The sequence below is a fragment of the Marinobacter salsuginis genome (genome assembly GCF_009617755.1).
Classification (GTDB): Bacteria; Pseudomonadota; Gammaproteobacteria; order Pseudomonadales; family Oleiphilaceae; genus Marinobacter; species Marinobacter salsuginis.
Window position 1 is genome coordinate 25,609 of record NZ_BGZH01000005.1, and the last position, 20,725, is coordinate 46,333.

Annotated in this window: 22 protein-coding genes; 9 read left to right on the forward strand and 13 right to left on the reverse strand. The window is 59.8% G+C overall.

The window, feature by feature from the left end:
- Positions 1–25 precede the first annotated feature (25 nt).
- Both gshA and rmf read left to right on the forward strand, forming a co-directional pair.
- Positions 26–1,579 carry a glutamate--cysteine ligase gene (gshA, locus tag GJU83_RS17645; RefSeq protein WP_153634838.1) on the forward strand — a complete coding sequence of 518 codons (1,554 nt, stop codon included), beginning with the start codon at positions 26–28 and terminating at the stop codon, positions 1,577–1,579.
- A gap of 121 nt (positions 1,580–1,700) precedes the next feature.
- Positions 1,701–1,916 carry a ribosome modulation factor gene (gene rmf / locus GJU83_RS17650; RefSeq protein ID WP_069184711.1) on the forward strand — a complete coding sequence of 72 codons (216 nt, stop codon included), beginning with the start codon at positions 1,701–1,703 and terminating at the stop codon, positions 1,914–1,916.
- A 20-nt stretch (positions 1,917–1,936) separates the two neighbouring features.
- Here rmf and GJU83_RS17655 read toward each other — a convergent pair whose 3' ends face one another.
- A complete protein-coding gene (locus tag GJU83_RS17655) occupies positions 1,937–2,386 on the reverse strand; it encodes a flagellar basal body-associated FliL family protein (RefSeq protein ID WP_153634839.1) in 450 nt (149 codons plus the stop codon).
- A 93-nt stretch (positions 2,387–2,479) separates the two neighbouring features.
- On the opposite strand from GJU83_RS17655, the gene GJU83_RS17660 reads away from it, so the two are divergent.
- Complete coding sequence (locus GJU83_RS17660; RefSeq protein ID WP_174805061.1) at positions 2,480–2,986, forward strand: disulfide bond formation protein B; 507 nt, start codon at positions 2,480–2,482, stop codon at positions 2,984–2,986.
- A 100-nt stretch (positions 2,987–3,086) separates the two neighbouring features.
- The gene (locus tag GJU83_RS17665) at positions 3,087–3,566 is read left to right on the forward strand and encodes an Rsd/AlgQ family anti-sigma factor (protein WP_069184714.1); all 480 of its coding nucleotides are present in this window, start codon (positions 3,087–3,089) and stop codon (positions 3,564–3,566) included.
- Positions 3,567–3,659: 93 nt separating this feature from the next.
- On the opposite strand, the gene GJU83_RS17670 is transcribed toward GJU83_RS17665, so the two are convergent.
- The 3 genes from GJU83_RS17670 to GJU83_RS17680 form a co-directional block, all read right to left on the reverse strand.
- Positions 3,660–4,376 (reverse strand): FKBP-type peptidyl-prolyl cis-trans isomerase, encoded by a 717-nt coding sequence (locus GJU83_RS17670; protein WP_153634841.1) that lies wholly within the window; start codon positions 4,374–4,376, stop codon positions 3,660–3,662.
- Positions 4,377–4,500: 124 nt separating this feature from the next.
- The gene (locus GJU83_RS17675) at positions 4,501–4,887 is read right to left on the reverse strand and encodes a DUF4124 domain-containing protein (protein WP_069184716.1); all 387 of its coding nucleotides are present in this window, start codon (positions 4,885–4,887) and stop codon (positions 4,501–4,503) included.
- The gene (locus GJU83_RS17680) at positions 4,884–5,441 is read right to left on the reverse strand and encodes a TIGR02444 family protein (protein WP_153634842.1); all 558 of its coding nucleotides are present in this window, start codon (positions 5,439–5,441) and stop codon (positions 4,884–4,886) included. Before GJU83_RS17680 ends, GJU83_RS17675 begins: the two co-directional genes overlap by 4 nt.
- A gap of 46 nt (positions 5,442–5,487) precedes the next feature.
- On the opposite strand from GJU83_RS17680, the gene GJU83_RS17685 reads away from it, so the two are divergent.
- On the forward strand, positions 5,488–7,440 hold the full coding sequence (locus GJU83_RS17685) for an ATP-binding cassette domain-containing protein (RefSeq protein WP_153634843.1): 1,953 nt from the start codon (positions 5,488–5,490) through the stop codon (positions 7,438–7,440).
- Positions 7,441–7,446: 6 nt separating this feature from the next.
- On the opposite strand, the gene ppx is transcribed toward GJU83_RS17685, so the two are convergent.
- A complete protein-coding gene (ppx, locus tag GJU83_RS17690; protein WP_153634844.1) occupies positions 7,447–8,973 on the reverse strand; it encodes an exopolyphosphatase in 1,527 nt (508 codons plus the stop codon).
- A gap of 291 nt (positions 8,974–9,264) precedes the next feature.
- Between ppx and trxA the strand changes: the two genes are divergently transcribed.
- The gene (gene trxA, locus GJU83_RS17695) at positions 9,265–9,591 is read left to right on the forward strand and encodes a thioredoxin TrxA (protein WP_008169901.1); all 327 of its coding nucleotides are present in this window, start codon (positions 9,265–9,267) and stop codon (positions 9,589–9,591) included.
- 64 nt (positions 9,592–9,655) lie between these two features.
- Here trxA and GJU83_RS17700 read toward each other — a convergent pair whose 3' ends face one another.
- Genes GJU83_RS17700 through moaB form a run of 4 tightly spaced genes read right to left on the reverse strand, consistent with a single transcriptional unit; the run spans position 9,656 to position 12,188 of the window.
- Positions 9,656–10,102: a molybdenum cofactor biosynthesis protein MoaE gene (locus GJU83_RS17700; protein ID WP_153634845.1), complete on the reverse strand. Its 447-nt coding sequence runs from the start codon at positions 10,100–10,102 to the stop codon at positions 9,656–9,658.
- 1 nt (position 10,103) lies between these two features.
- A complete protein-coding gene (locus GJU83_RS17705) occupies positions 10,104–10,364 on the reverse strand; it encodes a MoaD/ThiS family protein (protein WP_153634846.1) in 261 nt (86 codons plus the stop codon).
- Between the two features lie 2 nt (positions 10,365–10,366).
- Positions 10,367–11,581 (reverse strand): molybdopterin molybdotransferase MoeA, encoded by a 1,215-nt coding sequence (locus GJU83_RS17710; protein WP_153634847.1) that lies wholly within the window; start codon positions 11,579–11,581, stop codon positions 10,367–10,369.
- A 34-nt stretch (positions 11,582–11,615) separates the two neighbouring features.
- Positions 11,616–12,188 (reverse strand): molybdenum cofactor biosynthesis protein B, encoded by a 573-nt coding sequence (gene moaB, locus GJU83_RS17715; protein WP_153634848.1) that lies wholly within the window; start codon positions 12,186–12,188, stop codon positions 11,616–11,618.
- A 363-nt stretch (positions 12,189–12,551) separates the two neighbouring features.
- Between moaB and rho the strand changes: the two genes are divergently transcribed.
- From rho to GJU83_RS17730, 3 genes are all read left to right on the forward strand, one after another.
- On the forward strand, positions 12,552–13,814 hold the full coding sequence (gene rho / locus GJU83_RS17720) for a transcription termination factor Rho (RefSeq protein WP_069184724.1): 1,263 nt from the start codon (positions 12,552–12,554) through the stop codon (positions 13,812–13,814).
- Positions 13,815–14,056: 242 nt separating this feature from the next.
- Complete coding sequence (ubiD, locus tag GJU83_RS17725) at positions 14,057–15,544, forward strand: 4-hydroxy-3-polyprenylbenzoate decarboxylase (RefSeq protein ID WP_153634849.1); 1,488 nt, start codon at positions 14,057–14,059, stop codon at positions 15,542–15,544.
- A 1-nt stretch (position 15,545) separates the two neighbouring features.
- Complete coding sequence (locus GJU83_RS17730) at positions 15,546–16,550, forward strand: 2Fe-2S iron-sulfur cluster-binding protein (protein ID WP_153634850.1); 1,005 nt, start codon at positions 15,546–15,548, stop codon at positions 16,548–16,550.
- 1 nt (position 16,551) lies between these two features.
- Here GJU83_RS17730 and GJU83_RS17735 read toward each other — a convergent pair whose 3' ends face one another.
- The 4 genes from GJU83_RS17735 to hemC are packed head-to-tail and all read right to left on the reverse strand — an operon-like array spanning position 16,552 to position 20,651.
- Positions 16,552–17,793 (reverse strand): heme biosynthesis HemY N-terminal domain-containing protein, encoded by a 1,242-nt coding sequence (locus tag GJU83_RS17735; protein WP_153634851.1) that lies wholly within the window; start codon positions 17,791–17,793, stop codon positions 16,552–16,554.
- Positions 17,790–18,911, reverse strand: coding sequence for a uroporphyrinogen-III C-methyltransferase (locus GJU83_RS17740; protein WP_153634852.1), 1,122 nt, complete (start codon positions 18,909–18,911; stop codon positions 17,790–17,792). Before GJU83_RS17740 ends, GJU83_RS17735 begins: the two co-directional genes overlap by 4 nt.
- An 8-nt stretch (positions 18,912–18,919) precedes the next feature.
- On the reverse strand, positions 18,920–19,729 hold the full coding sequence (locus GJU83_RS17745; RefSeq protein WP_153634853.1) for a uroporphyrinogen-III synthase: 810 nt from the start codon (positions 19,727–19,729) through the stop codon (positions 18,920–18,922).
- Positions 19,710–20,651, reverse strand: a complete 942-nt coding sequence (gene hemC, locus GJU83_RS17750) for a hydroxymethylbilane synthase (protein WP_153634854.1) — start codon at positions 20,649–20,651, stop codon at positions 19,710–19,712. The genes GJU83_RS17745 and hemC overlap by 20 nt, the downstream gene beginning before the upstream one ends.
- Positions 20,652–20,725 lie beyond the last annotated feature (74 nt).

Here is a 20,725-nt window from a genome sequence, read left to right on the forward strand (position 1 = left end):
AAGCCGGCCGCAGCAGGAGTCGACCATGGCTGAATCCCGCCATTCCGTATTTCGTCAGTTCGCTGCCAGCGACTGGGATGGTTTTCTCAAGGGTGTCGAAAAAGAAGGGCTGCGGGTGGATCGCAATGGCTTCATCGCCCAGACCCCGCATCCCGAAGCCCTGGGTTCGGCACTGACCCACCCGAGAATTACCACCGATTATTCAGAGGCCTTGCTGGAGCTGATCACGCCTGTGTTCAACAGCACCGGGGGGATGCTGAAGTCGCTGCGTGACATCCACACCTTCGTGCAGCAGAACCTCGGTGATGAGGTCTTCTGGGCAGCGAGCATGCCCTGTGAACTGGATGGCGATCCGAGTATCCCCATCGCCGAATACGGCAGTTCCAACATTGGCCAGCTCAAGCACGTATACCGGCAGGGGCTGGCGGTAAGGTATGGGCGGATGATGCAGAGCATTGCCGGCGCCCACTACAACCTGTCGCTACCCGATAGTTTCTGGCAAAAGTGGCAGGAATTGCTGGGCAACGAGCAAAGCCTGAAAGACTTCAAGTCAGATCAGTATTTCTGGCTCATCCGCAACTTCCGCCGCCGTAGCTGGCTGCTGATGTTGCTGTTCGGTGCCTCGCCAGCCCTGGATGCCAGCTTTGTTGCCGGCGTAAACCATGATCTCTCGCGATTTGACCAGCGCACCTGGTACGGTGAGCACGCTACCTCCCTGCGGATGGGCGATCTGGGCTACCACAACAATGCCCAGGCCTCACTGAATATCTGTTTCAATGAGCTCAGCACCTACACCCAGACTCTGGACCGTGCTATCCACACCACCTGGCCGGCCTATGAAGCCATCGGCACCCGCCGGGGCGACCAGTTCATCCAGATCAACACCAGTGTCCTGCAGATCGAAAACGAGTATTACAGCGCCGTGCGCCCCAAACGCACCACGCAGCGGGAAGAAAAACCCATCCAGGCCCTGGAAGCCCGGGGTGTGGAATACATCGAGGTACGGTGTCTGGACCTCGATCCTTTCTCACCGGTGGGCGTGAACGAGGCCCAGATCGATTTCCTCGATCTGTTCCTCCTTGATTGCCTGCTGTCAGACTCGCCCCGTATCGGCGATGAAGAGTGCGAGCGTCTTGATGACAATTACAAGGATGTGGTGGCCAGCGGCCGTTACCGGGAATTGAAGCTTTGCCGTGGTGGATCACGTACCCCGGTGGCAGACGCTGCTACCGACATTCTGGCACAACTGGAACCACTGGCCGAGTTGCTGGATAGCTGGCGGGGGGATGACACCTACCGTCGCGCACTGGCTGCCCAGCGCGAGACCTTGAGCGGTGAATGGACGGTACCTTCTGCCCGGGTTCTGGACGCCATGCGCTCGTCAGGCCTGGGCCACCGGGAGTGGGGCATGGAAATGGCCCAGCAGCATCAGCAAACCCTCAGGCAGGAAGGCCTGGATGCCAGTGTGCGCCAGGCCTTTGAGGCCATGACGGCGGAGTCCCTGGCCGAGCAGGCGCAGATGGAGCGTGCCGATACCCTGCCGTTCAGCGAGTTTCTGGAACAATACCTGCGTTCCTGAGCAGTGAGCTGGTGCGCCGTCTCACAAGTCTGCGGACCTGACGCACAGAAACCGAACAAAGATTTGTCTCCTCCCGATCCGGCTGTTAATTTTTGTAACATCAGGATCGGGGGAAGCAGCTATGGCAAGGGATATCAAACTCGGCTGGGATGTGGAAGCGCTCAACAAGGCTTACCGTCAGGGCTACATGGCTGCGACCATGGGCATGGATAAAGCCCGCTGCCCCTATCGGGGTGAAGTTGTCATCGCCGCCTGGGAAGCCGGCTGGGACGACGCCGATCAGGTGGCCCGGGATGACCGGGACCAGGCAGACGATCTGTTTTCACGGATCGCCTGATTCACTGGCCGGGCCCGGCCTTACTTCTGCACCACGAATTCTGTAAACAGCACACCGGCTATGCTCTCGCCGGTTTGTTGTTCCTCCAATACCGCATTGATCCTCTGTTTGGCTTCTTCGCGCAACGCTACCTGCCCTTCCATAGATGTAAGACGATCCGTATTGGTTTGTTCACCAAACAGCATGACCAGTTCGTGTCTCAATCGTGGCATATGCGCTTCCAGGGCGGGCCGTGTGCTGGTACTCCGGGCCCTTAGTGTCACCGCAGCTTTCAGGTAGGTTGGCTTGCTACCGGAAGTGCCAACGTGGGTCACGAACGGTGGATCCATGCTGATGTAATCGGTAACGCCGCTTTCCTCTTCAGCCACTTCCTCCTCGGTATCCTCCTCATCCTGGGAAACGGCGGGTAAGGGCATCATGGCAAACAACAGAAACAGAAGTGTCAGAACGGATTTTGGCTGGCGTGTCATAGGCTTGAAGTTGATCGTGGTTTAGGGTTAAGTGACGAGAATAGCAGGCCCCGTGGCCGCTTGCAGTTTCAATTCACGATTCGAGGTGTTCTTTTGACCAGCAGATGGGTGTTCGGGCTTGTTTTCCTTGTTTGTGCCGCGCTTCTGGGTGTGGCGTTCTATATGGAGCATGTGATGGGCCTGGAGCCCTGCCCGCTTTGCTGGCTGCAGCGCTTTGGCTTCATGGGTACCGGCCTGGTGAGTTTCCTGGCCTTCCTCCAGGGGCCCACCGGGTTCGGTGTTCGCATTTACGGCTTTCTTCTGGTGCTGACTTCCGGAGCCGGGCTGGGTATCGCTGGGCGGCAACTGTGGCTGCAGAGTCTCCCGACGGACCAGGTACCTGCCTGTGGCCCTTCCGTTGACTACATGCTTGATGTCCTGCCCTGGTTTGAAGTCCTGTCTACCGCTCTCCGGGGTACCGGGGACTGTGCCGAGGTGGTATGGCGCTTCCTGGGGTTGAGTATCCCCGGCTGGACGGCTGTGTTTTTCTCACTGCTGGTCATCACTGGTCTGGTGTTGATGTTTCGCCGGCAAAAAGCCCGGGAATGGATTCGGGGCTGAAACGGTTGCGGGCGACCGCAGCCATGGGGTAACTTGATCCAAACCTAATAAAAATCAAAACCGACACAGAAGTACCGAAGACAAGCGGAGAACAGGCGTCATGTTGGAAAATTGCCGAAATGCCAGGGAGCGCTGGGGTGGCGTCAGCGAACTGATTGATCGCTGGCTCAAGGAGCGTCAGGAGCTGTTGGTGCATTACTGCGACCTGTCCGGGGAAAATGACTTCTCTCAGACAGAAGCGTTGAAAGAGAAGTTTGTGCGCCTGTGTGAAGTGTTGGTGGATTATGTCTCCACCGGCCACTTCGAAATTTATGAGCAGCTGGTCCGTGAAGCCAGGGAATTCAACGATGGTGGCCTCGAACTGGCTGCCAAAGTTTACCCCCGGATTGAGCAGACCACCGAGGTGGCCCTTAACTTCAACGACCGTCTGGATGGCCGGGACTTGTCGGAAGAAGATGTCAAAGAGTTGTTTGGCGAGCTGTCGAAGCTGGGTGAAACCCTGGAGACCCGGTTCGAGATGGAGGATTTCCTGATCGAGCACCTTCACAATGCCCATGCCGGCAAAGTAGCCTCTGCCTGAGAAATCTCGGAATCTAAAAAAGCCCCAGCCGGTCATGCCGGTCTGGGGCTTTTTTTGTGGCAGGGCCAGAACTGACCGTTGCCTGTCCGGAACTTAGTCTCCTGAGCCCGGGTTGATCTCCAGCAGCTCGACATCGAACACCAGGGTTTCGTTGGGACCGATCGCCCGGTTGCCGCCCGGACCGTAAGCCAGATCTGATGGAATGTAGAGCTTGTAGCGGGCACCCTCGTTCATCAGCTGAAGACCCTCGGTCCAGCCGGGAATGACCTGGTTCAGGGCGAAGGTAACTGGCTCACCACGCTCGCGGGAGCTGTCAAACACTTCGCCAGACAACAGTTCGCCGGTGTAGTGCACCTGAACCGTATCGGTCGCTGCGGGCTTTTCGCCGTCACCCTGTTCAAGGATCTCGTACTGGAGGCCGGACTCGGTGGTTTCTACGCCATCACGCTCGGCATTTTCTGCCAGGAAGGCCTCACCCGCTTCAAGATTCTTCTGGGCCAGTTCTTCCATCTGCTTGCCCTGTTCTTCCTGCAGCTGCTGCTGATAGGTCATCAGAGCCTGCTGGATTTCCTCGCGGCTCATACGCTTGGCTTCCTCGTCGCCGGCGTGGCCATGCTGGATGCCCTGAAGGAACTGGTCCATCTGCAGGTTCGGCAGGTCGTTGCCCATGCGCTCACCCAGAACCAGGCCCATGCCATAGCTAACCTTCTGGTCCGTTGAATCCAGTTTCGGTTGTTCCGGGGCTTCGGGCGGTGTGGAACAGCCGGCAACAAGGCCGGTCACTGCCAGTGCAAGGAGTGTTTTCTTCATTGCATTATCCTTTAACGTCGGTGCTCGGGGTGTGGCCCCGCGATGTGTTTATCAGAACGCAGAAGGTAACGGGTTCCGGCGCCAGATGCCACTGAACATGTGTTAAGAAACCGTACGCGTCAGCTCAGCTGCCGTTGGTTCCGGCGGCGGATGGTCCCAGAGAGAAAGGGGCGCTATAGGGGGATCGCCAGTCTGTTTCCGGCTCCGGGGATTGGAGGCGCGGGAAAGCCTTGTCGCGCCGCTCAATGGCGAGGGTGTTCCAGCGGCCCTGCTCCGGCGGCTGGTCAGCATAGTGCCAGTTGCCATCGGTGTCCTGCCATTTGAACACGATCTCGGGGCCCTCGGTGGGAATCGGTGAGGGTACCAGACCCTCGAAAGCAGGAATTTCCGGTTGTTCCTCTTCGGCCACTGGTTCGGAGACCTGCTCCGGATCGTTCAGGCCGAAGAAAATCAGCAATAACAGTAATCCGAGAGCCGGAAACGAGAGCCGTATTAGCCATTTCATGATCATGGCTGGTGGTCTCCCTTGGGGAAGTGGGCCAGGGTGTCGGCCAGTGTATTCAGCAGGAGCCTGGCACTGTCATCAACCGGTGATGTCGGTGCCGCCGCAACGAGATTGGATATGATCAGCGTGTCGCGTCCCTGCATGTCATTGTGTTCCGGGTTGTTGGTCATTAGCGTTCGCCAGCTCAAGGCCAGTTCGATCTGTTCGGCTTCAAGCTCCAGGCTGGCGATGCCGGTTCGGAGCTTCTGACAATTGTCGGCGTCTCGGGGCAGTGACTTCCTCGCCCTGCGCAGCGCACCGGTTACACGGTCGCGCCACTCTGTTACCGTAGCGTCCTCGACCCCGGTGAAGGCCCTTTCAGAGAGAGCCAGCCAGGCCGCACTGAGAATGCGCGTTACGCTCCAGCCCTGATCCTGAAGCGCCAGGCAGCTGGTCTGAACGTCCGGGTATTTCCAGAACGCCAATGCAAAACGCCAGAGCGGGTTCTCCGGTTCCAGGTCTTCCGGCAACTCAAGCGGCGATGTCGAAAAATCCGGGATGGTAGCCGAGCCGACCGACATAGGCGCTGTGCCTTCCCTGAACACTATACGTTGATAAAATGAAAACATGTTAACGATAACCGATCTCAGTTTACAACGGGGTGGCGTCTGGTTGCTAGAATCCGTCGACCTCACCGTGCAGCCCGGACAGCGTGTCGCGATCGTCGGTGCCAATGGTGCCGGCAAATCCAGTCTTTTTCAGCTCTTGCTGGGCCAGTTGGCCCCGGAGCAGGGAGCAGTCTCACTGCCCGGTGGTTGCCGCATTGCCCACATGGCACAGGAAGTCGAGACAACCGACCGGAGTGCCCGGGATTTTGTCCTGGATGGCGATCTGGATCTGCGCCGCCTGGAAGCCGAGCTTGCCAGGGCGGAAACGGCCGGGGATGACCATGCCATTGCCCGCATACACGGAGAGCTCGATGTGCACGAGGCCTGGTCTGCAGCACGCCGGGCGGAGGCGTTGCTGCGTGGGTTGGGCTTCTCTGACGAGGACGCCGACCGACCGGTGTCGGCATTTTCCGGTGGCTGGCGGATCCGGTTGAATCTGGCGCAGGCCCTGATGCGGCCGTCCGATCTGTTGCTTCTGGATGAGCCTACCAACCACCTGGATCTTGATGCCTGCCTGTGGCTTGAGAACTGGCTGCGTCGCTACCCCGGCACCTTGCTGTTCATCTCTCACGACCGTGATTTCATGGATCGGGTTGCCACCCATGTGGTGCATTTCGATCGGCGCAAGCTGGAGTTGTATACGGGTAATTACTCAGCCTTTGAAGGCCAGCGCAGTGAACGTCTTGCCCAGCAGCAGGCCGGTTTCGAACGCCAACAGGCCCGGATTGCCGAAATCCAGCGTTTCATAGACCGGTTCAAGGCCAAGGCCACCAAGGCCCGCCAGGCCCAGAGCCGGGTCAAGGCGCTGGAGCGGATGGAGCGCATTGCCCCGGCCCATATTGATTCGCCCTTCAGCTTCGAGTTTCCAGTGGCGGAAAAGGTCTCCAATCCGCTGTTGTCGATACGCAATGGCAAGGCCGGCCACGGCAATACCCCGGTCCTCAATGGTATCAATCTGACCTTGTTGCCCGGCAGCCGGATTGGCCTGCTAGGTCCCAATGGCGCCGGTAAATCCACGTTGATGGATGCGCTTCGGGGCGAGGGCACCTTGTTATCCGGGGATCGGACCTGTGGCGAACATCTGGCCATTGGTTACTTTGCCCAGCATCAGCTGGAGTCGCTGGATCTTGATGCCAGCCCGTTCCTGCACCTGCAGCGGCTGTCGCCAAAGGCGTCAGAGCAGAGTATCCGGAACTTTCTCGGCGGTTTCGATTTCCATGGCGATGAGGCCCTGAGTGCCATCCGCTCGTTCTCCGGCGGTGAAAAGGCCAGGGTGGCGCTTGCCGTGATTGCCTGGCAGAAACCGAACCTCCTCCTGCTCGACGAACCGACCAACCACCTGGATCTGGAAATGCGCCAGGCCCTGACCATGGCGCTGCAGAACTTTGAAGGCGCCATTGTGGTGGTTTCACACGATCGCCATCTGCTGAGAAACACGGTGGACGAGTTCTGGCTGGTCAATGATGGCCGGGTGACCGAATACCAGGGCGATCTGGAGGACTATGAGCGCTGGCTGGCGGACCGCCGGAAAGACGACACCGAAGCACCGAAACGAATACCTGCCGGGCAGCAGACTGCCGAAGAGTCCTCCGAGGCAGTGGGGGCAGTAGGAGAGAGCGCCGAGGATCGAAAGGCCCGCAAGCGGGCAGAGGCGGCCCTGCGCCAGAAACTGAGTCCCTATCGCAAGAAGCAGGGTGCCCTGGAAAAGGAAATGGAGCAGCTTCAGCAAACGCTGTCGGCTCTGGAGGAGCAACTGTCTGATCCGGGTCTGTATGACGACGGCGGAAAGGCGCGCCTGAAAGAACTGCTGGGCGAGCAGGCCGCTGCAACCGCGCGCCTGGAAGAGGTGGAGGCCCAGTGGCTTGAAGTCAGTGAAGAGGTGGAATCCCTGGAGGCGGAGCTGGCTGGCTGAATGCCGTCAGCCGCCGTTCAGCTCCAGGACAAAATCCTGTTTGGCGAGGTAGTCTCGCTCGTTCTCCAGGTCGGCCAGGGTCAGTGGCCTGTCGTCGAGCCAGCCTTCTGGAAACTCCAGCACCAGCTTGTCCTTGTGGGCAGTCAGGGTAAAGGCCGGAGGTAGTTCCATATTGCGCGGGTGTTGGATCAGAACGGCCAGACGGACCAATACGCACAGGTAGCGCAGCCTTGCGATGTCTTCCGGGTCCAGGCCTTCGAAGATAGCCGAAGCGAACTTGCGTCGGTGGCCACGCACCAGGGTGGCCAGATCCCGCTGGAACTGTTGGGTAAAACCGGGCAGGTCCGAGTAGCGCAACAGGTAGGCGCCGTGTTTGTGATACTGGCTGTGAGAAATGGTCAGCCCGATCTCGTGCAGCCGACAGGCCCAGCGCAGCACTTCTTCATCGGCTGCCGTATTCAGCCCCCAGGCATCGGCGACTTGCTGCCAGGCAGCCACGGCGGTTTCCTCAACGGCGGCACCGTGTTCCTGGTCCACATGGTAACGCTCCTGTAGCGCGGATATGGTCCGCTCCCGGACGTCCTCATGCTGGATGCGCCCGACAATGTCGTAGAGCAGGCCTTCCCGCAGTGCGCCGTCGGCGAACGCCATATCCCGGATGCCAAGAGACTGGAATGCCCCCATCAGTATGGCGAATCCCGCCGGGAAAATGCTCTGGCGGTCCGAGCGTACACCCAGGTCTCCCAGTTTTTCCGTCTTACCCATATCCACCAGCCGCTTGCGAAGCTCCTGCATGGCCGCGAGCGTAATGGTGCCGTCAGTGATTTTCAGGGTCGCCAGGACGCTGGCAATGGCCTTGATCGAACCGGACGAGCCCACCGCGCTCTGCCAGCCCACCGAACGGTAGTGCTGTCGGATGTTGAGCAGCTCCTGTTCGGCATGGGTCACGGCCTTGTCCATCTGCCGCTTGGTGATCTTTCCGTCCGGGAAGTACCGGTTGCGGAATGACACGCAGCCCATGTGCAGGCTTTCAAGCTCCTGGGGTTCGAACCGTTGCCCGATGATGAATTCGGTGCTGCCACCGCCAATGTCGATCACCAGTCGGCGGCCGATATCGTCAGACAGTGTGTGGGAAACGCCCAGGTAAATCAGGCGTGCTTCTTCGCGACCGGCAATGATCTCCACCGGATAACCCAGGACCTCTTCAGCCCGGGTCATGAACTGATGGGCGTTTCGGGCGACGCGGAGCGCGTTGGTACCCACAATCTGTACTGCCTCCGGTGGCATGCCCTTGAGCCGCTGTGCGAAGCGTCCGAGGCACGCCAGGGCTCGCTCCTGAGCCTCTTCCGTGAGCCTATTGTACTGATCCAGCCCGGCCCCGAGCTGAACCTTTTCACCCATCTTTTCGAGGGTCCGGATTTCCCCATGCACTAGTCGGGCAACCACCATGTGGAAGCTGTTCGAGCCCATGTCGATGGCTGCCAGTACCTCGCGTGAGGCGGCAGCGTTTTCGGCGGTGGATGCGGCCGTCACGTGGTCGGAATCCTTTTAAGGTGAACGTGCGAGGTACTATAAGCGAAATCCCTCAGGGCTGTCAGTAACCGGAAAACCGCGTATTTGACCAGGGTCAGGCGCGGATCGTTTCTTACCGCTTCACATCCGGCTGATCAATCGCGTAAAGTATGTCTTACCGTGATTTGGGTGAAAGGCTGCTTGCAACACCGGGCGGCCTTCAACGACAGTCAACAGCACCTGTGCCCCGGTATGGTTATCCCGGAAGAAAATACCGTTGTGCAGCAGTAGTGCATGAATCAGGAAAAGGTAATGAGCGGAAATATCGTAAATGTAACCGACGCTTCTTTTGAGCAGGATGTACTGCAGTCAGACGTTCCCGTACTGGTGGACTACTGGGCTGAGTGGTGCGGTCCGTGCAAGATGATTGCGCCGGTGCTTGAAGAGATTGCCGACGAATACGACGGCAAACTGAAAGTCTGCAAGCTCAACATTGACGAAAACGAGCAGACCCCGCCGAAGTTCAACATCCGCGGTATCCCTACTCTGATGCTGTTCAAGAACGGCAATGTGGACGCCACCAAAGTCGGCGCCCTTTCCAAGTCCCAGCTGGCGGCCTTCCTGGACAGCAATCTCTGATTGCCGTCGGGTCACCAGAAAACCGCCCCTGAGCCAAGGCTCACGGGCGGTTTTTTTATGGCACTTACTCCCAGTCCCGGGATCGCGCCAAATCCGAGGCTTTCTGTTCCACCCAGTGTTCTCCGCCTGAAGTAATCTCTTTTTTCCAGAACGGCGCTGATGTTTTCAGGGCGTCCATGATGAACTGGCAGGCTGCGAACGCGTCCCCGCGGTGAGCGCTGCACACGCCGACAAAGACAATCTGGTCGCACAACGCCAGTCGTCCCACCCGGTGGATCACGCGGGCCTTGCGCACGTCCCAGCGTTTCGAGGCGTCATCGATAAGCCCCTGAATGACCTGTTCGGTCATGCCGGGGTAGTGCTCAAGATAGAGCCCCGTGACGCCCTGCAGGTCACCGCTGTCGCGAACCAGGCCGGTAAAGGTGGCAATGGCACCGGTGCCGGCACCGCTGTCACGGAGCGCGGCGTATTCGGCGGCTACATCAAAATCCTCAGACTGGACCGAAATCATCTCAACCTCCGGTTACCGGCGGGAAGAAGGCCAGTTCATCACCGGGTTTGACCTCAGAGCCCGGCTTCGCCATGGCCTGGTTGATCGCAATCATCACCGGCTGGTCGCCCTGTAACTGGCTCCAGGCCCCGCCCTGATTCGCCAGCTCTGCCAGCACATCGCCGGCTGTCAGGCCCGGCCTGGCTTCGATGGCCAACTGTTCAGTTTTCAGTTCCTCGCGCAGGCGGGCAAAAAAACGCACCGTAATCGTGTTATCACTCATGCTCAGCTCAACAGTTCCGCAAACGAATAGTAGGTTAGCAGGTCGCCAGGGTTCACCGTGGTGTTTTCGGGCACTACGGCCAGACCATCTGCCCAGCAGGTAGAGCTCAGGATACCGGAGCTCTGATTGGGGAAGGCGGCGACCACAGGCTCCGATCCCCGGATTTCCTTCCGGGCCCGGACAAACTCCCGGCGCACCGATGGCGACGAGACGGAAAAGTCTGCCGGGATCCGCTCGCCCGAGAGAGGTTTGGGGCTGCGGCCCTGGCGTTTCCGTATGTAGGGCATGCCCACCATCAGGAAAGTGACCAGCACAGATCCGGGATTGCCGGGCAACCCCAGTACGGGCGTGCCGCCGATCGCACCAAAAGCCACGGGTTTGCCGGGCTTGATCGCCATCTTCCAGAGTGACAGGCCGCCGGATTCCTCCAGCACCGCGCGCACATGGTCTTCTTCACCAACGGACACGCCCCCACTGGTGATGATCAGATCGGCCGACTCCGCCGCACGCAGCAGCGTTTCCCGGGTCGCCTCGCGTTTGTCTTTCAGGGTCTCGCACAACACCACCTCGCAGCCGGCCTCTGCAAGCAGTCCCATCAGGGTGAAGCGGTTGCTGTTGTAGATCTGTCCCGGCCCGAGGGGAGTTCCGGGGTCTACAAGCTCGTCGCCGGTGGACAGAATGGCGACTCTCAGCCGCGCCAGAACATCGACCCGGGCAACGCCCATGGAGGCCAGCAGACCCATCTCATTGGGGCGCACCTTTGTACCTTTTGCCAGCGCAAGGTCGCCCCGTGCCAGATCCTGGCCCCGGCGACGTATATTCTGGCCCTCTTCCACCTCCGCCCGCACAACGATGCCGGCATCGGTCACCTCGACCCGTTCCTGCATCACCACCGAGTCTGCCCCTTCGGGAATCTCCGAACCGGTGAAAATTCGGGCGGCGGTGCCGGGTGCAAGGGCGTTTGGCGCCGCACCAGCCGGAATCCGTGCCGACACGGGTACGGGTTGGTCGCCACTCAGGTCCTGCTTGCGCAAGGCGTAGCCGTCCACGGCACTGTTGTCCGCCGGCGGAACGTCCGCTGGAACATAGTGGTTTTCTGCAAGTACCCGGCCCAGGGCGTCGGCCAGGGCGACGGTTTCAGTTTGCGCAACCGCCGGCGCTTTAGACAACAGGTGTTCCAGGGCATCTTCCAGGGGCGTGAGGTTTGGGTTGGCCATCAAATCTGAGCTCCGGTCGGTATGTCTTCTTGCCTCAGCGCTTGGCGCGCTGTCCAATCACTTCGTTGAGTCGCTCCATGGGCTTCTCGGGTTTGCGCAATACGAGCCCGGAAAAATTGCACGGTGTGTGACGGCTGTCCAGTTGACTGAGAAGAATGCCTTCCCAGCCGGTGCGGCAGGCACCGGTCGAGCCGGGTAGGCAGAAAATAACCGTATGGTTAGCCATTCCCGCCATCGCCCGCGATTGCACGGTAGAAGATCCGATCTCGGCGGCAGAGAGACGACGGAATTCCTCGCCAAAGCCCTCGACGGATTTGTCCAGCAATGGCCTGACGGCCTCCGGCGTACTGTCCCGTTCAAGCAGGCCGGTGCCACCGGTAATGATCACCACATGCACCTGGGAATCGGCGATCCAGTTCGATATCAATGCCCGCACCAGATACACATCGTCAGGCAGGATCCGGCGCGCCACCAGGTTGTGGCCGGTCTCGACCACGCTGTCCTCCAAAAACTGCCCGGAGGTGTCCTGTTCAGGCCCACGAGTATCGGACACGGTCAGCAGGGCAATGTTAAGGGGTTTCATCTCGGTGCTGGGTACACTGCTCATGGAAGGGCTCCAGATTCATTGAAAAGTGGTTATACGCCAGTATCGCCATCACAGCCTTTCAATGGAAGGGAGTAACCCATCAGGGGGAGGCGCCAAAGGCCTGTTGTGGCCGGTTTGGCGTGAAATTGCCGTTAATTTGTGCGGTGCACTTGACATTCGCCAGTCAGGTGGCCGATGATCGCTCTTGCCCGGCGAACGGTTGTTCCCACTCTCTGGCTAAAGTACCTTATTCCGGACTCCATCTACACCGGTTGCTCCAACTGGCCAGCACCAAGTTCAGCGTTTTACTACGATCAATACGTTCAGGGGCACCCCTGTCATTCCAATATTCGTTTACTTCCATTCCTGAAAATCCAACAAACTATGAATCTTACTGAACTCAAGCAGAAATCCGTGCCCGAATTGCTCGATATTGCGCAAGAGATGGGCCTCGATAACCTGGCTCGTTCGCGCAAACAGGATGTGATCTTCACCATTCTGAAGAAGCACGCAAAAAGCGGCGAAGACATCTACGGCGACGGCGTACTGGAAATTCTGCAGGACGGCTTCGGCTTCCTCCGTTCCGCCGATGCCTCCTACCTGGCAGGACCTGACGACATCTACGTGTCTCCGAGCCAGATCCGCCGTTTCAACCTGCGCACAGGCGATACGGTTGCCGGCAAGATTCGCCCGCCCAAGGACGGCGAGCGCTATTTTGCCTTGCTGAAGGTCAGCGAGATCAATTTCGACAAGCCGGACAACGCCCGCAGCAAGATTCTCTTCGAGAACCTCACGCCGCTGTTTCCGGACGAGCGCCTGAAGCTCGAGGCCGGTAACGGTAGCACCGAGGACCTCTCCTCCCGAGTACTGGATCTGGTGGCGCCGATCGGTAAAGGCCAGCGCGGCCTGATCGTTTCTCCGCCCAAGGCCGGTAAGACGCTGCTGATGCAGAGCATCGCCCAGTCCATCACACGCAACAACCCCGAGTGCCACGTGATGGTGCTGCTGATCGATGAGCGTCCTGAGGAAGTGACCGAGATGCAGCGCACCGTGCGCGGCGAAGTCATCGCCTCCACCTTCGACGAGCCGCCGGCCCGTCACGTTCAGGTGGCCGAAATGGTGATTGAGAAAGCCAAGCGTCTGGTCGAGCACAAGAAAGACGTGGTCATCCTGCTGGATTCCATCACCCGCCTGGCTCGTGCCTACAACACGGTAATCCCGTCATCTGGCAAGGTCCTGACCGGTGGTGTTGACGCCCACGCCCTGGAAAAGCCCAAGCGCTTCTTCGGTGCCGCCCGTAACGTGGAAGAGGGCGGAAGCCTGACTATTCTCGCCACGGCGCTGGTCAACACCGGCTCCAAGATGGACGAGGTGATCTACGAGGAGTTCAAGGGTACCGGCAACATGGAGATCCACCTGGATCGCAAGATTGCCGAGAAGCGGACTTATCCGGCCATCAACATCCGCAGCTCCGGCACGCGTCGCGAGGATCTGCTGATGAGCGAGGCGGATATCCAGCGGGTCTGGATCCTGCGCAAGCTCCTGCACTCCATGGACGACGATACCGCGGCCATCGAGTTCCTGCTGGACAAGCTCAAGGACACCAAGACCAACGACGAGTTCTTCCAGTCCATGAAGCGTCGTTGATGCTCCTTTAGCAGCAGCGCCTCTGGGTTTGGGGGCAGGGCAGAACCGGGGGCAGCCTCCCCGGACACGCCGTGAACCCATCCCTGGGGGCTCGGCATTGCCATCCCTGGCAATGCACGGTCCGGGGAAGCTACCCCCGGTTCCGCCTTCAAACCCTGTGCGCGCATCTTGTTTCGACCGCCTTAAAGCAGTCCAGCGACCACCGATCTCCGTAGTACTGGCATATCTGAACGGAGTAACCGATGAAATACAACGACCTGCGAGACTTCATAGGCCAGCTGGAAAAGCTGGGTGAGCTGAAACGGATCAGCGTTGAAGTCGACCCTCATCTGGAAATGACCGAAATCTGCGACCGGACATTACGGGCAGGTGGTCCTGCGTTGTTGTTTGAGAATCCCAAGGGCTATGACATGCCGGTGCTGGCCAACCTGTTCGGAACACCGAAACGGGTGGCGCTGGGCATGGGGCAAGATAACGTCACAGCGTTGCGGGACATCGGTAAGCTCCTCGCGTTTCTCAAGGAGCCGGATCCCCCCAAGGGTTTCAGAGATGCCATCGAAAAACTGCCGCTGTTCCGGCAGGTGATGCGCATGAGTCCGAAGGTGCTGCGGTCTGCGCCCTGTCAGGACGTGGTGATCGAAAAAGACCAGGTGGACCTGTACCAGATTCCGGTTCAGCACTGCTGGCCCGGCGATGCCGGCCCCCTGGTGACCTGGCCACTGGTGATTACCCGTGGGCCCCATAAAGAACGCCAGAATCTGGGCATCTATCGGCAGCAGGTCATCGGCCGTAACCGTCTGATCATGCGCTGGCTGAGCCATCGCGGCGGCGCCCTGGATTTCCAGGAATTCCAGAAGGCCAATCCGGGGCGGCCTTATCCGGTGGCGGTGGCCCTCGGGGCCGACCCGGCGACGATCCTTGGGGCCGTAACGCCGGTGCCGGATACGTTGTCGGAATACGCCTTTGCCGGGCTGCTGCGAGGCAGTCGGACCGAGCTGGTGAAGGCAGGACTGAGCGATCTGCAGGTGCCAGCCAGCGCGGAGATTGTGCTGGAAGGTTTCATCTATCCGGACGACATGGCGCCGGAAGGGCCGTTTGGCGATCACACCGGTTATTACAACGAAGTGGACCACTTCCCGGTATTCACCGTAGAACGGGTCACCCATCGCAGGGATCCGATCTATCACAGCACCTATACCGGTCGCCCGCCGGATGAGCCGGCAATTCTCGGGGTGGCTCTGAACGAGGTGTTTATTCCGATTCTGCAGAAGCAGTTCCCGGAAATCGTGGATTTTTACCTGCCACCGGAAGGCTGTTCCTATCGCCTTGCAGTGGTGACCATGAAGAAACAGTACCCCGGCCATGCCAAACGGGTGATGATGGGCGTATGGTCGTTCCTGCGGCAGTTCATGTACACCAAGTTTGTGATTGTCACAGATGACGATGTGGATGCCCGTAACTGGGAAGACGTGATATGGGCGATTACCACCCGGATGGATCCCACCCGTGATACCACCCTGGTGGACAACACGCCCATCGATTATCTGGATTTTGCCTCGCCGGTCTCCGGCCTGGGTTCCAAGATGGGGATGGATGCCACCAACAAGTGGCCCGGTGAGACAACCCGTGAATGGGGTGAGCCCATCACCATGACGGATGACGTCAAAAAGCGCGTCGATGAGTTGTGGGATACCCTGGGCATTGAAAGTCCGGCATCCCGCCCCGACTGATATGGGCAGTGAACACAGGACAGTGCGGATTTTGCCCTCTGGTATCGCTTTCACCGCAGCACCGGAGGCAGATTTGCTCAGCGCTGCCGCGCAGGCTGGCATTGCAGTGCCGGCGGCCTGCCGCAATGGGGTATGTGAAATCTGCGAGGCCCGATTGCTGGCCGGCAGCGTACTGAATACCCGAAACCAACAGATTATAGAGGTCTGCGAGCGCTTGATGATGTGCCGAAGCATCGCGCTCACGGACCTGGAACTGGAGATATCCGCCGTTATGGCAGCTGGAAACAATCAGCCTGGCAAGTTTCAGGCAAAGGTCGTGGACGTACGTTCCATTAGTCACGATGTCTATCGCGTTGAGCTGCAGCTCCCGCGGCGTCGGGAACTGTCGTTTCACGCCGGGCAGTATCTATCGGTCAATCTACCGGATGCCGACCCCTGCTACTTTTCCATCGCCAGCAGCCCATCGGCCCAGAACATCGAATTGCACATTCAGGCGACCCCGGAGTGGGTGTCGGCACAGAAAGTCATTGATGCCCTGACGTCGGGCGGTGAAGTGACGGTGGAACTCCCCCACGGCAAGGCATGCCTGGCTTCGGCGCCAACGAAACCTTTGCTGCTGGTGGCCGCGGGTACCGGTTTTGCCCAGATGAAAAGCCTGGTGGATTACCTGTGGGAAACGTCCTACGATCAGCCGGTCAAGCTCTACTGGGGAGTGCGCCGGCACGAGGATATGTACCTTCGCGCCCTGGCACAGCAGTGGCAGGAGGAGTGGCCCCGCTTCACGTTCCTGCCGGTGGTAGGGGACGATGAAGACAACGATTGGGCAGGCCATCACGACCAGCTGGTTCGGGCTGTTCTGGCTTCCGGAATGGACTGGAACAATGTCGAAGTCCATGCCAGCGGTTCGCCCACCATGGTGTACACCCTGATGGATGCGCTGGTGGATGCGGGTCTGCCTGAAGAGGCGTTCTTCTCTGACGTGCTGGAATACGCGCCAAGGACCTGAATCAGGCCCTTGGCATCGGCAGTTCCGGCAATCCGTTATCCTTGGCCAGTCCCTGCATAAGCAGTTTGACGCTGGCCTCTTCCTCGCCCATGTGGGCATTCAGGCGGCTCAGCTCAGCCAGAGCCTCCCGGCTGCGCTTCAGCCGCAGGCTGGTTTCGAAATATTCCCGGGCCTTGCCCCAGAGTTCGTTGCGCAGGCTCAGTCGGCCCAGCGCCAGCAGAAGCTCGGGGTTGTTCGGCCGGTCTTTCAGCCACTGTTCTGCCAGCAATAACTGTTCATCTGGCTTCTGGCCTTTTACCCGCCCATAGAGGTTGATCAGCTCGTCACTCCAGTGGTTGCGCAGCACCTTGCGCAACAGCGTTTCGGTCTGAACCTCGTCGCCAAGGCCGGCCAGCAGGCGGGCATAATCCCGAATAGTGTATTCGTCGCGGCGCAGGAAGCCCGGTAGTTCGTCCCAGAGGCGGGTTAGCGGTTCCAGCGACGCATCGGGGTCCTGTTGCTGCTGGCGCCGACAATCCTCGGCGGCACGCTCCAGCAGGTTGTGCCATACCTGACGTTCAAGGTCATTGAGTTCGGCTTCCGACAGCACGCTGCGTTTGCGCAGCTCGGGCAGTAGCCGGGACAGTTCGCGCCAGTCCTCCAGGCGCAAATAGGTGTTTTTCAGCAGCTTGAGCACAAAGGGGTGATGGGGTGACTGTTTGCGCAGGCGAACCAGCGTGGCCAGGGCCTGCTCCAGCCGGTTGCCGGCCAGCTGCAGTTGGGCCTGGGTAATGCCAACCGCCATGTCGGAGCCGGGGGTGCTGTCGAAGGCTTTGCGCAATAATTCATCCACCGCCTCGTGATCACCGGATTCGAACGATGCCTGGGCCGCGGCCAGATAGTTGATCAGGGGCGTATCGGCATGGCTGGCGGAGGATGTCAGCAGTTTTCGGGCTCTGGGCCAGTTGCCTTCGGCCAATGCCAGAAGCCCCTGGGTGGTCCGCCGCCGGGCGCGGCGTTCGTTGCCTCGGGCAATCCAGCCAGCTACCAGGCCGGTACTGGTTCTGAGTCGGCGGATAAGGTTGATGGTCAGCACGGTCAGTACGATCAGGGCAACGATCAGGCTCAGGCCCACCCAGAAATTGGTTTCGATCAGATAATGGCCAAGGCTTATCCGGATATAGCCCAGGTCATATTGCAGCCCGAGAGACAGGCCGGTGCCGATCAGCAGCGCCAGCAGGATGATCAGTAACAGGCGAATCATGTATCGTCGCCTCCATTACCAGCAGTGTTCTCCTCGCCATCGTCATTGTTGCCATTGAGTCGCCCGGCCAGTCGCTCCTTGAGCAGGCCCAGGGACTGGCTGATATCCGGCAGCTCCGGATCCACGTTCTTTCCAGCCAGCTCAGTGAGGGTCTCGCTCAGTGCAGTCACCCGGGGGTTGCTCGGGTTGTACCAGGTGTCAATCGTGGTCCGGGCCTTGGTGAGGGCACGCTCATACAGCGGCTGATTGCCCCGCAATACCGCCATCTCTGCCTCTTCCAGCATCAGTTGGAGGTTGAGTCGGGCATAGGCGCTCTGATCCGGGGATAGCAGGGGTTTTACCGGCTCGTCCATGCGACGCACCACCACTACCTGCATCAAGGTTGATTTCACCTTGTTCCATGCCTGTGCGATGGCGCCGGGCTCGCCGCCGGTTTCAGAGTTTTCTTCCGTTGCTGTGTTGACGACGAAGCCGGGTGCGTTCTCGCTGATCAGGGCCTGGTCGGTAAGCTGGTGAATGCTGTCGATGGCCGCTTCCAGTTTCAGGTAGAGGCCAGTACGGTCAACGCCGGTCAGGCCCTTGAGTGCGAGGATTTCTCGGGCCAGCTGCTGGCGAACGGGGTAGACACCAATGTCATCGGATTCGGCCAGCACTTCGTCGGCCGCTTGCAGGGCCGACATCGCGCCGCGGATGTCTTTTTCAATCATCAATCGCTGATTGGCAATGCGCAGCAGGTACTCCGCCTCGGCCAGCAACCAGTCGGTCCGTGTGCGATTTCCGGCTTCCAGCAGTTCACGGGCATTGTGGTCGATCTGGCGCTGCTGGGTGGCAATCAGCTCTCGCTGACTTGCCAGTTTCTCTTCCAGGGACTGCAGACGCTGGCTCTGCTGGCTGCCGCGGTCGCCATATCGGTCTTCAAGCTGGGCGGTGTCCTGTTGCAGGCTCTGAAGTTTCTGCATCACGGCCTGGTGATTGTTCCACTGCTGCCAGCTCCAGAGGGCCAGGGCGACAGCGATAATCAGCGCAATGATGGCGACGAGCCCTATTGGCCACAGTTTCTGGCGGGCGGGTGGTTCCTTGGAAACGGTTGCGGGCAGTTGATTCGTAGTGTCTGTCACGGGCGTCCTTACTTGGCTTTTCCGGAGCCACCGTCCCGGCCGGCAAGTTGCGCTGCAACCGTGGCCACGATGTCGTTATCGGCAAGGCTTCCTGGTATACACGGATTTGTGAATCCCGCGGCCCGGGCCTGTTCGGCAACCCGATCTGCGGGAACAATCAATAACCTATCGTATAGATTATGGCTGCTATTCGCACATAGTGCGATGAGATTGTTCAAGGTTTCTCCGGACAGGGCGACGATGGCCTCCGGATCATAGGTGCCGAGGGTGGCCCGGACCTTCTGTGGGGCGTGGTCGGGGCGAAAGCGGCGGTAAAGAGGCAGCGGGGTAACCTGTGCGCCACGGGCTTCAAGGGTTTCCCGAATCAGTTCACGCCCGGTTTCCCCCCGGGCGAGCAGAACCCGTTCGCCTTGCAGCTTTTGCAGTGACGGCAGCGCCAGCAGAGCCTCGCTAGTCCAGCCGTCGGGTGGCCGGCGTGGGCTGAGGCCGTGTTCCGCAAGCACGGCGGCTGTACCGGCACCAACACCATACCAGCGGATGCCCATTGGCATCTGCGGCCACCAGGTGTCCACCTCCTCCAGCAGCAATCGCGCGGCAAACGGGCTGACGGCGATCACATGGGAAAATTCATCCAGGCTCAGAATAAGTGTGCGGCGCTCGGGCGTTTCCGGCAGAGGCTCCCGGTCAATCAGGGGCAGAATCCTGACATCTGCACCGGCTGAGCGAAACCGCTTGGCCAGGCGGGAGGCCTCGGGTTCGGGCCGGCAGATCAGGATCCGCCGGCCGTACAGGTCGGGCTCAGGTTGGTGTGTGGCCATAGATTTCAGCCAGCACTTTGTCGGCACCGAGAGCCAGCAGGTCCTCGGCCAGTTCACGGCCCAGGCGCTCGCCTTCGGCGCGGGGTGCCCGGCCTTCAACCCGGAAAATCTGGGTGCCATCAACGGCGCCCACGAGGCCCCGAAGCCAGATAGTATCGTCGTCCTCAAGCAGCGCGTAGGCCGCGATTGGCACCTGACAACCGCCTTCCAGCCGACGGTTCAGAGCCCTTTCGGCGGTGACGCGATCCCAAGAGTCTTTGTGCTTAAGGGGCTCAAGCATGGTCAGCAGATCCTGGTCATCCACTCGACATTCAATACCCAGGGCGCCCTGGCCGACAGCCGGCAGCGAGACGGTGTCCGGCAGGCAGTAGCGAATCCGGTCGTGAAAGCCCAGACGCTTCAGGCCGGAGCTGGCCAGCACAATGGCCTCGTACTCTCCGGCATCCAGCTTGGCCAGCCGGGTATTGACGTTGCCGCGCAGTACGCGAATTTTCAGGTCCGGGCGATAGGCCCGAAGCTGGGCCTCACGACGCAGGCTCGCCGTACCGACCACGGCACCCTCGGGCAGGGCGTCAACGCTGTCGTAGTGGTTGCTGACGAAAGCATCGGTCGGGTCTTCCCGCTCGCAGATGGCGACCAGGCCCAGGCCTTCCGGAAACTCCATGGGCACGTCTTTCATGGAGTGCACAGCCAGATCGGCCCGGCCATCCAGCATGGCTTCTTCCAGTTCCTTGACGAACAGGCCCTTGCCGCCGATTTTGGCCAGTGGCACGTCCAGTATCTTGTCACCCTGGGTCTTGATCTTGACCAGTTCCACGGTGATGTTGTCGTGCAGCCTTTCCAGCTCGGCCTTGATGAATTCCGCCTGCCACAGCGCCAGTGCGCTGCTGCGGGTTGCAATGCGAAGGGTACGTTTGGACATGACACTCACTGTCGGTTCGAAAAAAATGTCCGCCAAGGTTACCTTGTGGCGGCAGAAAAGTCCCGTGGCGACCA

Coding starts and splice junctions, on each gene's coding strand:
- gshA (WP_153634838.1), top strand. CDS start 26: ATGGCTGAATCCCGCCATTCCGTATTTCGTCAGTTCGCTGCCAGCGAC.
- rmf (WP_069184711.1), top strand. CDS start 1,701: ATGGCAAGGGATATCAAACTCGGCTGGGATGTGGAAGCGCTCAACAAG.
- GJU83_RS17655 (WP_153634839.1), bottom strand. CDS start 2,386: ATGACACGCCAGCCAAAATCCGTTCTGACACTTCTGTTTCTGTTGTTT.
- GJU83_RS17665 (WP_069184714.1), top strand. CDS start 3,087: ATGTTGGAAAATTGCCGAAATGCCAGGGAGCGCTGGGGTGGCGTCAGC.
- GJU83_RS17670 (WP_153634841.1), bottom strand. CDS start 4,376: ATGAAGAAAACACTCCTTGCACTGGCAGTGACCGGCCTTGTTGCCGGC.
- GJU83_RS17675 (WP_069184716.1), bottom strand. CDS start 4,887: ATGATCATGAAATGGCTAATACGGCTCTCGTTTCCGGCTCTCGGATTA.
- GJU83_RS17680 (WP_153634842.1), bottom strand. CDS start 5,441: ATGTCGGTCGGCTCGGCTACCATCCCGGATTTTTCGACATCGCCGCTT.
- GJU83_RS17685 (WP_153634843.1), top strand. CDS start 5,488: ATGTTAACGATAACCGATCTCAGTTTACAACGGGGTGGCGTCTGGTTG.
- trxA (WP_008169901.1), top strand. CDS start 9,265: ATGAGCGGAAATATCGTAAATGTAACCGACGCTTCTTTTGAGCAGGAT.
- GJU83_RS17700 (WP_153634845.1), bottom strand. CDS start 10,102: ATGATTTCGGTCCAGTCTGAGGATTTTGATGTAGCCGCCGAATACGCC.
- GJU83_RS17705 (WP_153634846.1), bottom strand. CDS start 10,364: ATGAGTGATAACACGATTACGGTGCGTTTTTTTGCCCGCCTGCGCGAG.
- GJU83_RS17710 (WP_153634847.1), bottom strand. CDS start 11,581: ATGGCCAACCCAAACCTCACGCCCCTGGAAGATGCCCTGGAACACCTG.
- moaB (WP_153634848.1), bottom strand. CDS start 12,188: ATGAGCAGTGTACCCAGCACCGAGATGAAACCCCTTAACATTGCCCTG.
- rho (WP_069184724.1), top strand. CDS start 12,552: ATGAATCTTACTGAACTCAAGCAGAAATCCGTGCCCGAATTGCTCGAT.
- ubiD (WP_153634849.1), top strand. CDS start 14,057: ATGAAATACAACGACCTGCGAGACTTCATAGGCCAGCTGGAAAAGCTG.
- GJU83_RS17730 (WP_153634850.1), top strand. CDS start 15,546: ATGGGCAGTGAACACAGGACAGTGCGGATTTTGCCCTCTGGTATCGCT.
- GJU83_RS17735 (WP_153634851.1), bottom strand. CDS start 17,793: ATGATTCGCCTGTTACTGATCATCCTGCTGGCGCTGCTGATCGGCACC.
- GJU83_RS17745 (WP_153634853.1), bottom strand. CDS start 19,729: ATGGCCACACACCAACCTGAGCCCGACCTGTACGGCCGGCGGATCCTG.
- hemC (WP_153634854.1), bottom strand. CDS start 20,651: ATGTCCAAACGTACCCTTCGCATTGCAACCCGCAGCAGCGCACTGGCG.